This window comes from Maridesulfovibrio ferrireducens, assembly GCF_016342405.1.
In the GTDB taxonomy this organism is placed as follows: Bacteria; Desulfobacterota; Desulfovibrionia; order Desulfovibrionales; family Desulfovibrionaceae; genus Maridesulfovibrio; species Maridesulfovibrio ferrireducens_A.
Genome location: NZ_JAEINN010000021.1, coordinates 1 through 12,231 on the forward strand (window position 1 = coordinate 1; position 12,231 = coordinate 12,231).

The following is a 12,231-nucleotide window of genomic DNA, read 5'->3' on the forward strand; positions in this document are numbered from 1 at the left end:
GAGAAGCTGTAAAGTTAACGCAGCTTATCCTTTATGCAAAGTTCATTAGAGTTGCACTTGCGAGTTGAATTCAGGAAATAAAATAAATAGAAAGGGTTTGTGAGTATAGCCGTTGCTTAGTACTTTTGTTATGGTTTAAAAATATTTTTGTAATCTGTAATAATAACCCTCTGCCGCCCCTTTTCAGGTGAGAGGACGGGAATTCCCTGATGCGCTTTTCCTTAAGAAGAAAAATAATCACGATTGCCTGTGGAGCTGCAGTTATTCCCATTGTGGCAATGCTTGTTCTCATCAATATTTTGGAATCCAGCTTAAGCGAAAGTGTCGCTTCGGAAATTCACACTCTTATAACATCCCATGTTTCTCAGGTAACCAGTGATCTTTACGAGGAATGTCGGACTTCGAACGAGTTGCTTGTGCTCGAAACGAAGCGGGCTGCAAAGGCCTTGCAGGCAATGATTGACGAGGGCGGCGACATCAGGCTTTTGAAAAAAGAATCGGAATGGTCGCTTGTCAATTCGCGAGTAAAAGAGAAAAAAATTACCGTTCCTGTGCTTATGATCGGTGATTATAGTTTGACTTACGGTAAGCGCAAAAATGAATCACTCCCTCTTTTGGTTGAAGCCTCTGAAATTTCAGGAGCCTATTGTACCATTTATCAGCGTGTTAATCCTGAAGGGGATATGTTGGTTGTCGATACTACTTCTAAAGTAAAAAAAGAAAGCATGGGACTTGGCAGTATCTATTATTCACTAAGTGCAGAAGGGAAAAGAGACTCTATTATTGATGAGATCCTTTCCGGACGGCCTGTAAGTCGACATTGTGAAGAGGATGATGGCATCAAGTTTCTTGCTTATTCCCCTCTTCGGGATCAGGCAGGGGCTGTTGTGGGTATGCTTAGTGTCCACATGCGAGACGATATTTCTGACAATCTGCACAAGTCTATTCTTAAGACCTCTATTAATAAATCCGGTTTTGTCTGGGTTCTCGGTACCAAGGGAAAAAATCGTGGAAAATATATTCTATCGCATTTCAGCAGCCCTGAAGAAGAAGCAGCATTAAAAACCGGTCAGCAACACGAGGCTTTTGTCACAGAATTGATTTCGCAAGCAATTAACGCCGGAGAAGGTAAGCTGCTGACTAAGGAATATCTTTGGAAGCTGGGCTCTGACGATGAAGGGCGGATGAAACTTTCTGTTTACACATATTTTGCGCCGTGGGGCTGGGTCATCGGTTCCGGAGTCTATCTTGATGAATATAACGGTATTCGAGATCGTTTGACCGGGACAATGGCTAAACTTACCCAGTGGCTTGGCATTACGGGTTTTGTACTTCTGATATTGACACTGGTTGTTTCAACGTATGCGAGCGGACTTATCGCCAATCCCATAAGTCATATGGTTGGTATCTCCAAAATGATTGCAAACGGAGATATTTTCGAAGCCAAGCGTTCTATTGAGATGATTGAAAAGGTTTGTCCCAATGCCCGTAAAGCAGCCCGGAATGTCGATCGGCAGGAGAATCTTGATGAAACTGGGCAACTTTATCTCGCGGTCAGGGATATGGTCGAGAACCTCGGTTCCCTTGTGGGACAGGTTCAGCGCTCAGGAATTCAGGTAACGACTTCTTCTACGGAGATTGCCGCTTCGGCTAGACAGTTAGATATGACTTTTAATCAGCAGGCTTCTGCAACTACTCAGATAAGCGCTACCAGTACGGAAATTTCAGCAAATTCGGGCGAATTGGCCGGAACCATGCAGGAAGTTACAGCTTCTGCTTCAAACATGGCTCTGTTGGCGCAGGAAGGGCAGGATGGGTTGAAGACCATGATTAGAATCATGAATGACCTGAGCGTTGCCACTTCAAGTATCACTGATAAATTAGCCGGAATTAATGAACGGGCAAATTCTATTGAGGGGATTGTCGGGACAATCACAAAAGTTGCTGACAGGACAAATTTACTTTCCCTGAATGCGGCAATTGAGGCTGAAAAGGCAGGAAAGTTCGGACAGGGTTTCTCCGTTGTTGCCGGAGAGATAAGGCGGCTTGCGGATCAAACTTCTGTAGCGGCTCTTGAAATTGAGAATATGATCGGTAACATGCGTGTTGCTGTTGATTCAGGAGTTGTTGAGATGGATCGTTTTGCTGATGATGTCCGTTGCGGAGCCGGAAAGGCCGTAAAGCTTGGAAAGAAGCTTGATGGAATTATGATGGGAGTTCGAGACCTTAATCCCAGAATCGAGTTGGTGAATGACGGTATGTCCGCACAGGCCGAAGGCGCGGAACAGATAAGCGAGGCACTGGGGCAACTTTCAGATACGTCAACTCATACTTCCGAAGCCCTTGGAGAGTTCAATCGGGCTGCATTTCAGCTTAATGAGGCTGTTCAGGGGTTGCGCGATGAAGTTTCGCGTTTCAAGGTGAGTGAGTAATGCTCGTTCTTACTTTCAGAATAGGACAATACGCTTACGGACTTGAAGCCCGCTTTGTCGCTGAGGTCGTTCCACCGACTATTTATAAAGAACTTCCGCGTTCTCCGGGGTATGTTAAGGGAATATTTAACTATCGTGGTACAATTACACCTGTTGTGGATCTTTCAATGCTTGCGACTGATACGGCTTGCAAACCTTTGATGAGTACCCGGGTAATTATTTTAGATTTTGCTGATATTGATTCTGCTGAAGAGCGTGGTGAAAGGTATCTGGGTTTGCTTGCGGAAAATATAACTGAAACTGTAAAACTTTTTGATTCGGATTTTGAATCTTCCGGCTTAGAAATTCCTGATGCTCCGTGGCTTGGAAAGGTTGCGAGAATTGAAGGTGGTATGCTTCAACTTATTAAACCGGGCAAACTGCTTTCTGAAGAGTTGCGGACAGTTCTTTTTTCCAAGTCAGAAATAGAACAGGTTGATGGTTAAAATATGAATCTTGAGCCGTTTCAAAAAATCCTTAAAAGGGCCATGGGCCTTGCTCCGGAATCTCTCGGAAAATCAGGAGTCTGTCATGCCTTGCAGGTAAGGATGCGGGCGGCTGGTTGCAGCGAGTCTGAATATCTGAGGCTGCTTCAAACTGATGAACAGGAAATTTCAGAACTGATTGAAGAGATTGTTGTGCCTGAGACGTGGTTTTTTAGGGATACAAAACCTTTTGAACTGCTTTCAGAAACAGCCGTGAGTTGCCGCAGAGAAGTGTATAAAGTGTTAAGTGCTCCATGTTCTACAGGAGAGGAGCCTTATTCCGCTGCTATGGCTCTTATGGGGGCAGGTCTGTCTACCGATCGCATCAAAGTTGATGCAGTGGATATCAGCAAGCGTGCATTATCCAGAGCTAAAGAAGGAATTTATACCGACAACTCGTTTAGATCAGAATTGCCTGTTTACGCTAAAAATTGTTTTAAAAAATGTGAACAAGGGCGGAAGTTAGTTGATAGGGTTAAGGATGTTGTAAGCTTCTATTCAGGGAATATTGTTGAGGGGGAGCTTCCGCTCGGACAATACGATGCTATTTTTTGCAGGAATTTGATCATTTATCTAGATGAAAGTTCAAGGGAATGTTTAGCTGAACTGTTTAATGAAAGATTGAAAAAGGACGGGTTGCTTTTTGTGGGGCATGCTGAGGCCTTACCGCTTTTTAATAAATATTTCACTCAGGTAAAAAAGTCCGGGGTTTTTGCTTTTAAGAAGACAGAAAAGAAAAGCGTAGACAGGGCAGTTAAGTCTTTCAACTGCATCAAGTCGAAATATCCGGCTTATCCAGTTCGTAGTGACTTGGTTTTGCCTGAACAACGTAAAAAAAGATTAATTAAGAAGCCTTTGATTGATACAGATACGTCTCAACAGCCTGAAAAAATAAAGTTTTCATTAAGTGATGTTAGGCTTTTGGCAGACAGGGGAGAAACCTCAAAAGCCTTGTCATTATGTCAGAATATTCTGGTGAGTGACGGTCCTGAGGCGAATCTTCTGCACTTGTGCGGTTTACTTTATGAAGCACAGGGAGAGCCTATGCAGGCTGAAGAGTATTATGGAAAAGCATTGTATTTGAATCCGCAGCACTTGGATTCTCTGGTGCACCTTGCGTTGCTGGTCGAAACCAGAGGTGATGAACGTAAGGCTGCTCTTCTTCGTAACCGGGTCCGGCGGGCCGAAAAGCAAAATGAGGCCGGCTAATGCTTGATACCTGTTGGAATGAAATAGGTTATGTCGGTGACAGGTCATGTCCAGAGCTTACGAAGTGGAGTCATTGCTTTAATTGTCCGCAGTTCACTCAAGCCGGATTGAGTCTATTACATAGAGAACCTCCCGAAGGGTATCTGGCTGAAAATTCCGTGGCGGTTTCAATTGCCAAAGATGAAGAGGTCGCAGAAACTTCCGGGGCAGTTGTATTTAGAATTTCAAAAGAATGGCTGGCTCTGTCATCACTTGTTTTTGTTTCGGTTCTTGAACTTAGAAAGATACGGCCTGTTCCTCATAAAAGTGGTAAATATTTTAAAGGATTATCAAGTCTTCAAGGACAGATAGTCCCTGTTGTTTCAGTCCGTGACCTTTTGGGGCTTGAAAGGGAATATCTTACTGAAGAAGAAAAAGGGTTCAGAGTTTACAGCAGGTTCATCTGTTTAGATCGGGGACTTGGCCGGTGGATTTTTGAAGCTGACGAGGTTTTGGGAGTGCATCATTACTTTGCTGATGCTTTGCTTGATGCCCCTGCTACCGTTTCAAAAGCTCCTGCTGCGTATACCAAAGGGTTGTTTGATCTTGATGAAAAACGGGTCTCTCTTCTTGATGAAGAGTTGTTATTTGAAGCATTTAATCGCATCATAAAATAGTGGCGGAAATTTTGGACAGCCTGACAGGGAGTATTTAACGTGACGCGCGATATGGGCGATCTTTCCATGCTTGAGCTTTTTCGCATGGAGGCTGAAAACCACACTAAGGTGCTATTCTCGGGCTTGCCCACCCTTGCAGAAGGAGATCACTCCTCTGAACTGGTGGAACCTCTTATGCGTGCGGCAGCGTCCCTTAAAGGCGCGGCGCGCATAGTCGGTCTTGCTGATGCAATAGAAGTTGCCGGAACGCTTGAATCCGTTTTGGAGCTATGCCGGAGCGGGAAAGTTGCGGCTTCGGCAAGTATTATTGAGGGGATGCTTTCAGCTACTGAATTTTTATCCAATCTTGCCGCTGTGGAAGTGGAAGAAATGGATAAGTGGCTTGAGGAGAATAATTCCTCCCGCACGGAAATAGTCTCTTCTTTGCAAAAAGGAAAAGACGTTGAACCTATACCTGTGCCCACGCCTAAACTCGATCCTGAACCTGTTTTTGAACTAGAATCTAAACCCGAAATTTTAGAAGCTTCACCCAAAAAGAAAGTAGCACTGGCGGATGCCTCTATGCTCGATCTTTTTCGTATGGAAGCGGAGAGTCACTCTCAGTCGTTATCTTCCGGTCTGCTTGAACTTGAAAAGAACCAGTCTCCTGAAAATGTGGAACCGCTCATGCGGGCTGCCCATTCTTTAAAAGGAGCGGGGCGAATTGTCGGACTGAACGGAGTCGTTGAACTGTCTCACGCCATGGAAGATGTCCTTGAAGCGTGCCGCAAAGGCGAACGAGTTTTAGTTTCTCAGGATATAGACAGATTGCTTGCCGCAACGGATTTCTTTTCTGAAATGGCTAAGACTGAAGCTGACCAGCTTGAAACGTGGTTGTCTGATAATTCTTCTTCCATGCAGAGCGTTGCTAAGGAATTAGCCAAACCTCCGTCTGTCCAAAGTACTGTTCCAGAAATTTCTGAGCCTCAGGTTGTAGAGCCACCAGTTGTAGAACCTCCGGTTGAACAAGCGCCTAAAGTGGACGTTCCACTTGCAGATCTTTCCATGCTCGATCTTTTCCGCATGGAAGCAGAGAGCAATTCACAGTCACTTACAGCCGGTCTTTTGGCACTTGAAAAGGATCAGTCTGCTGATAAGGTTGAACCTTTGATGCGCGCAGCCCATTCAATGAAAGGGGCTGCCAGAATTGTGGGGCTGACGGATGCAGTTGCTCTTGCGCATGCGATGGAAGATTTGCTGGTTGCCTGCCAGAAAGGTGAAGTTAAACTGACGGCTGACCAAATAGATGTTTTGCTCGCTTCAACCGATATTTACGGAGAAGTTGCCCAGCTTGATACAGATGCTATTCAGGGTTTTCTGACAGATGAGAAGCCCACAATGGATCTGCTTGAAAAAGGACTTCGTGGTGATGAAGCTGAAGTTAAAAAGGTGCTTTCGGAGATAAAATCTGTTCATGCTGACATTGTTTCGGATAATGAAACATCGGTCTCTTTGCCGGAAGTAAATGAAAAAGAAATTTCTGATAAAAAAAATAAGCCTGAAGTTAAAGAATCTGTTTCACCGATAAAAAAGAGTTTAAAAAGTAATGACGCAGTGGTCAGAGTCTCCGCAGGAAATCTTAACAGGTTGATGGCTCTTGCCGGAGAAAGTCTGGTTGAGGCCGGAAGGCTCGGTACTTTTGCATCCTCGTTGCTCAGGTTGAAATCCGGTCAGCGCGATTTGATGAAAGCCTTTGAAAGAGCGGGAGAAAGAGTAGGAAACGGCGAATCTCTGTCATATATAATGGACGAGATAAAGGCTGTTATGAGTGAAAATCAAGTATTACTGGCAACGTATTCCAGTGATTTTGATACCTATCGCAGACGTTCGGATAATATTTCCGGCAGACTTTATAATGAAGTTGTTGCCAGCCGTATGCGGCCGTTTTCCGACGGGGGACGTGGTTTTCCCCGCTTGGTGCGGGATCTTGCCCGTTCTCTTGGAAAAGAGGTTGATTTCGTTGTTGAAGGAGAAGCAACAGCCGTGGACAGGGATATCCTTGAACGGCTTGAGGCTCCGCTGAATCATATAATCAGGAATTCGGTTGACCATGGTATTGAAATGGGACCGGACCGGGTTGCCGCTGGAAAGCCTTCGAAGGGTACCATCAAAGTTATTGCCGGACACAGGGCTGGAATGCTTTTTATTGAAGTGCGTGATGACGGCAGAGGGATAGATCCCGAACGTATCAGAGCCAAGGTTGTTGAAAAGAAACTTGCGCCGGGCAGAATGGCGGCTGAAATGAGTCGCGCTGAGTTGATGGAATTTCTGTTTCTTCCGGGCTTTTCGACCGCAGGAAAAGTCACTGAAATTTCAGGGCGCGGAGTCGGACTTGATGTTGTACACGCCATGGTTCAGGAAGTTGGCGGAACAGTAAGAGCTGATTCTGTTCCCGGTGAGGGAATGTCTTTTTCCATGCAGCTACCGCTGACCCTTTCGGTAATACGCACCCTTCTGGTTGAAATTTCCGGTGAACCATATGCCCTTCCACTAAGCCGTATCAGTAGGATTGCTTCTATTCTACCTGCTCAGTTGAAGCTCGTCGAAGATAGACAATATGTCTCCCTTGATAATTCTAATGTCGGGCTTGTTCCGGCTTCGCAAATTCTTGGTACAGAGACTTCAAAAAAAGAAGAAGAGGCTGTTAAGGTAGTTGTTATCAGTGATCGTATGAATAAATACGGGTTGGTTGTTGATGATTTTATGGGAGAGCAGGACCTTGTAGTTAGGCCGCTTGATCACAGATTCGGCAAAGTGCCCGATGTTAATTCCGTAGCGCTCATGCCTGACGGATCGCCTGTTCTGATTTTAGATGCTGAAGATCTTGTGCGCTCAATTGATAATCTGCTTTCAGGCGGAAGACTCAGCAAAGTCGGTATGGATGTCGTTGATAAAGGTCCGGTTCAGCGAATTCTGGTTGTTGATGACTCTCTTACTGTGCGGGAAGTTGAGCGTAAGCTTTTAACCAATCACGGTTATGAAGTAGATACGGCAGTAGATGGAATGGACGGGTTTAACGCCCTTGCTACGGGTCATTATGATCTAGTGGTTACGGATGTTGATATGCCTAGAATGAACGGGCTGGAATTGACCAGAAAAATAAAATCCGATTCTGACTTGAAATCCATTCCGGTAATGATGGTTTCATATAAAGACCGGGAGGAAGATAAACTGCGCGGGCTTGAAGCAGGCGCGGATTATTATTTTACGAAAAGCAGCTTTCATGATGAAACTCTTTTAATAGCTGTAGAGGATCTGATCGGTGAGGTTATGAAGTGAGAATTGGTATAGTCAATGATATGGCAATGGCTGTGGAAGTCCTGAAAAGAATTGTCAACGGGGCTGGATTTCAAGTGGCGTGGGTCGCATTTAACGGTGAAGAAGCTGTTTTTAAATGCTGTAGAGATGTTCCTGATATCGTGCTGATGGATCTGATTATGCCGGTGATGGACGGAGCAGAAGCAACCCGCCGCATAATGAAGGAATGTCCCTGTTCCATATTGGTTGTTACAGCCAGTATTGAGAGCAATGCTTCAAAAGTATTCGAAGCAATGGGTGCCGGAGCGCTCGATGTTGTTACCACTCCCGAAATGGGAATAGGTGGTGAGCTTGAAGGGGCAAAAAATCTTACTGCTAAAATTTCATTGATCAGAAGATTGCAGGGCGTTGAAGTAGAAAAAGAGGTTAAACCGATTACTGTTGCCTCTTTAAAAAGAACTCCCAGACTGCTTGCAATCGGAAGCTCCACAGGTGGTCCGACGGCTTTGGCAACAGTTCTCGGAGCTTTGCCGGCTGATTTTCCTGCTGCGATTGTCATTATTCAGCATGTGGACGGGAGTTTTTCGGAAAATCTCGCTAATTGGCTTAACGGACAGACGAAATTGGAAGTTAGCCTAGCAAAAAGAGGCGATATTTTACACGCTGGTAAAGTTCTTCTGGCTCCCGGGAACAGGAATATGCTTCTGGGAACGGGCGGGATAGTTCATCTTACAGACGGACCGGGGGAGAGTTTGTATGTTCCTTCGGTGGATATTTTTTTTAAGAGCCTCTGTTGTGCCGGGATACCCGAAGGTTCAGCCGCAGTTCTTTTGACGGGAATGGGCGCGGATGGTGCGAAAGGTCTTCTTGAGTTAAGAGAAAAGGGCTGGATGACCATTGCACAGGATAAAGAGAGCAGCGTTGTGTGGGGAATGCCCGGAGCTGCGGTGAAGCTAGGCGCGGCTCGGAAGGTTAGTTCTATTGAGAGTATGGCGCAGGTTTTGATCAGACATTTTAAGTAAACTATTTCACGGAGACTGTTAAATGACAAATTCTGTTATGAATGAAAAGTTGCTGACTGAGCATAAAATCAGCGTACTTTTAATAGATGATCAGCCTATGGTGGGCGAAGCTGTGCGTAGAATGCTGGCCGAAGAAAAGGATATAGATTTTCATTTTGTCAGTGATCCTACTATTGCAATTCCCACTGCCGAAAAGTTGGAGCCGACCGTTATTTTACAGGATCTGGTTATGCCCGAGATTGACGGTATGACCATGGTAAAGTTTATGCGGGCCAATTCAAAACTTAAAAATATTCCCCTGATTGTGCTTTCCACCAAAGAAGAAGCTACCACTAAAGCTGAAGCTTTCGCTCTCGGCGCAAATGACTATCTGGTTAAATTGCCGGACAGAATCGAACTTCTCGCACGCATAAGATATCATTCAAAAGGTTACATCAACCTGCTTCAGAGAAATGAAGCGTATAAACAGCTCCTTGAAAGCCGGGATGCCATGCGTAAAGAGCTGGCTGTTGCGGCTGATTATGTAACGTCTCTTTTGCCTCTCCCTGTTGCGGAGGGAGAAATTCAGGCCGATTGGAGATTCCTTCCGTCAGCTTCTCTCGGCGGAGATTCTTTCGGGTATCACTGGCTCGATGATGATCATTTTGCCATTTATCTGCTTGATGTCTGTGATCATGGAGTCGGTTCTGCGTTACTCTCAGTTTCCGCTATGAACGTTTTGCGTTCACAGACTCTTCCCGACACAGACTTTCATAAGCCCGATGAAGTGCTTTTCGCTCTGAATGAATCCTTTCAGATGGATCAGCAGAACAATTTATATTTCACTATGTGGTATGGAGTTTATAAAAAATCAGACCGCACTTTGACCTACTCGAGCGGCGGACATCCACCGGCTTTACTTATGAACGGAGATGAAGTTGCACAGCTCAGAACTCCGGGCATGATTGTGGGCGGGATGCCGGATATGGAATATACCAGTGACTCAATAACGGTAAAGCCCGGAGCTCGCTTTTTCCTCTACAGTGACGGGGTATATGAGCTGAAAAAAGTATCTGACGGAAAAATGTGGGACTTTGAAAGTTTTGTAAATTTTATGGCGTCAACAACAGGCCCGCTCGGCAGTCCTATTGATATGCTTATAGGTCACACCAAAGAACTTCAGGGACGCGAAGAGTACGATGATGATTTTTCAATGGTCGAATTTGTTTTTGAATAGCAGCTTTGTTTTGAGTCACAAAGAGGGTGGAATATGAATATCCGCAAACAGTTCATGATAGGGTGTGTTGTTTTTTGTTTGGTTCTTACTATGGCCATTTTGTTTTTGATTTCAAATTATACCCATAAAACGCTTATGCAGGAATATCGGGGTAAAGCTGAAATCATGTTGCACTCCATGATGGCTGTTCGTAAGCATACCAGCGCAGTGATCCGTCCTAAGGCTACAGAATTGTTGCCGAAGAATCAGTTCATGCCTGAATTACAATCCACTTCATTTACCGCCAACGGGGTTTTCAGTCGCATTCCGGATAAGTTTAAGCATGAACTTTTGTACAAGACAGCTTCAACCAAACCGCGAAATCCTGAAAATATGGCGACTGAGGATGAATTCCTTATAATTGAGGATCTTGATAAGCTTGCAAAGAATGGTCAGCGGCCTTTTTTTGAAGGAATCAGAACTGTAAACGGTGTGGATTATTATGTAATTGCTGAAGGGGAAGCCAACAAGCCCGGATGTATGATTTGTCACGGCAAGCCGGCTGAAGCTCCGCAGTCCATGAAAGACCGGTATCCGGTTGAAAAGGATGGTGGATATTACCGTAAACCGGGGCAGGTGGAATGTGCTCAGCTTGCTTCTATTCCGCTTTCAGCAATGGATGTAGTTGCTAATCAAACCCTTGGATCAGTCCTTTTTATAGGCTTTTTCTTCATTTCCTTTGCCTTGGCATTTTTATTGTTCGGGCTTAATTTAATTTTTAATCCCATTTCCAGAATTACCGGCATTGCTAAATTTATTGCGGAAGGAGACCTTGAAAGCGCTGATACGGCAATCCATAATATGAGGCGGGCCGCTCAGGGTAAATTCTTTGCGGGTAGAATTATGAAATCTGGAAATGAAATCGGAAACTTAGTTCAATCTTTTGAAATAATGATTGAAGGTCTTTCGGATTTGATAACCGAAGTGCGGGATTCGGGAGACAATGTCTCTGTTTCCGGCAGAAAAATAAGTGCGACAGTCGGGGATATTGATTCCGCAGTGACCAGACAGGCAGCTTCCACTAATGAAGTTACGGCAACAAGCAGCCTTATCCGCAAAACATCAAGGAATCTTGTTGATGTAATGGAAGAAGTTGCCGTGAATGCCTCAGAGTCTGCTGATTTAGCAGAAGTGCTTCAAGGTAATATTTCACTGCGTGAGAAATCACTGATTAATCTCGTTAATTCTACAGATAATGTTTCTTCCAGACTTGGAGCCATAAACGAGAAGGCTAATAAAATTAATCAGATTGTAACAACTATCGCCAGAATTGCGGATCATACCAATCTTCTTTCACTTAATGCCGCTATTGAGGCTGAAAAAGCAGGCCAGTTCGGTCAGGGTTTTTCTGTTGTAGCTCGTGAAATCAGAAGACTTGCAGACCAGACGGTTATTGCCGCGGAAGATATTGAATTGATGGTTCGCGATATGCAAAGTGCGGTAAGTTCCGGTGTGATGGAAATGGAAAAATTTAATCACGAAGTCCGTTCAAGTGTCGATGAAGTGGAGAAAATGAGCCTTGACCTCGGGCAAATTGCTGAGCAGGTGAGAGTTCTCAAACCCAAGTTTGCCGAAGTTTCACGGGCAATGGGAGATCAGGCCGACAGTGCTGAGCAGATTAATGAAGCGATGTCTGATTTGAGTGAATCCGCAGTCGGAACCACAAGCTCAATTGAAGAGTTTAAGCGCACTGTTGCCAGTTTGAATTACACTGTTCAGAGTTTAACAGGGGCTGTTGACGGGTTCAGGGCTGTAGAGTCTGACACAGGCAAGCAGTCCGGAGAAACTCCTGAAACTGAAAAGGAACAATCTTAACTGAGATAATTAACACACTTG

General features: G+C 44.8%; 8 protein-coding genes. All 8 read left to right on the forward strand.

Annotation, left to right across the window (positions count from 1 at the left end; translation table 11 throughout):
* Positions 1–209 precede the first annotated feature (209 nt).
* From JEY82_RS17445 to JEY82_RS17480, 8 genes are read left to right on the forward strand one after another with little or no spacing between them, the layout of a single operon-like run.
* Positions 210–2,432, forward strand: a complete 2,223-nt coding sequence (locus tag JEY82_RS17445; RefSeq protein ID WP_304087977.1) for a Cache 3/Cache 2 fusion domain-containing protein — start codon at positions 210–212, stop codon at positions 2,430–2,432.
* Complete coding sequence (locus JEY82_RS17450) at positions 2,432–2,917, forward strand: chemotaxis protein CheW (RefSeq protein ID WP_304087979.1); 486 nt, start codon at positions 2,432–2,434, stop codon at positions 2,915–2,917. Before JEY82_RS17445 ends, JEY82_RS17450 begins: the two co-directional genes overlap by 1 nt.
* A 3-nt stretch (positions 2,918–2,920) precedes the next feature.
* Positions 2,921–4,165 carry a CheR family methyltransferase gene (locus JEY82_RS17455; RefSeq protein WP_304087981.1) on the forward strand — a complete coding sequence of 415 codons (1,245 nt, stop codon included), beginning with the start codon at positions 2,921–2,923 and terminating at the stop codon, positions 4,163–4,165.
* The gene (locus tag JEY82_RS17460; protein WP_092158175.1) at positions 4,165–4,821 is read left to right on the forward strand and encodes a chemotaxis protein CheW; all 657 of its coding nucleotides are present in this window, start codon (positions 4,165–4,167) and stop codon (positions 4,819–4,821) included. The genes JEY82_RS17455 and JEY82_RS17460 overlap by 1 nt, the downstream gene beginning before the upstream one ends.
* Positions 4,822–4,860: 39 nt before the next feature.
* Complete coding sequence (locus JEY82_RS17465; protein WP_304087984.1) at positions 4,861–8,139, forward strand: Hpt domain-containing protein; 3,279 nt, start codon at positions 4,861–4,863, stop codon at positions 8,137–8,139.
* Positions 8,136–9,140 carry a chemotaxis response regulator protein-glutamate methylesterase gene (locus JEY82_RS17470; protein ID WP_304087986.1) on the forward strand — a complete coding sequence of 335 codons (1,005 nt, stop codon included), beginning with the start codon at positions 8,136–8,138 and terminating at the stop codon, positions 9,138–9,140. The genes JEY82_RS17465 and JEY82_RS17470 overlap by 4 nt, the downstream gene beginning before the upstream one ends.
* A 22-nt stretch (positions 9,141–9,162) precedes the next feature.
* Positions 9,163–10,356: a SpoIIE family protein phosphatase gene (locus tag JEY82_RS17475; RefSeq protein ID WP_304087988.1), complete on the forward strand. Its 1,194-nt coding sequence runs from the start codon at positions 9,163–9,165 to the stop codon at positions 10,354–10,356.
* 33 nt (positions 10,357–10,389) lie between these two features.
* The gene (locus JEY82_RS17480) at positions 10,390–12,210 is read left to right on the forward strand and encodes a methyl-accepting chemotaxis protein (protein ID WP_304087990.1); all 1,821 of its coding nucleotides are present in this window, start codon (positions 10,390–10,392) and stop codon (positions 12,208–12,210) included.
* Positions 12,211–12,231 lie beyond the last annotated feature (21 nt).

Bases quoted from the DNA above. Each gene is read 5' to 3' on its own strand.
- JEY82_RS17475 (WP_304087988.1), top strand. From the start codon at position 9,163: ATGACAAATTCTGTTATGAATGAAAAGTTGCTGACTGAGCATAAAATC.
- JEY82_RS17455 (WP_304087981.1), top strand. From the start codon at position 2,921: ATGAATCTTGAGCCGTTTCAAAAAATCCTTAAAAGGGCCATGGGCCTT.
- JEY82_RS17450 (WP_304087979.1), top strand. From the start codon at position 2,432: ATGCTCGTTCTTACTTTCAGAATAGGACAATACGCTTACGGACTTGAA.
- JEY82_RS17480 (WP_304087990.1), top strand. From the start codon at position 10,390: ATGAATATCCGCAAACAGTTCATGATAGGGTGTGTTGTTTTTTGTTTG.
- JEY82_RS17445 (WP_304087977.1), top strand. From the start codon at position 210: ATGCGCTTTTCCTTAAGAAGAAAAATAATCACGATTGCCTGTGGAGCT.
- JEY82_RS17460 (WP_092158175.1), top strand. From the start codon at position 4,165: ATGCTTGATACCTGTTGGAATGAAATAGGTTATGTCGGTGACAGGTCA.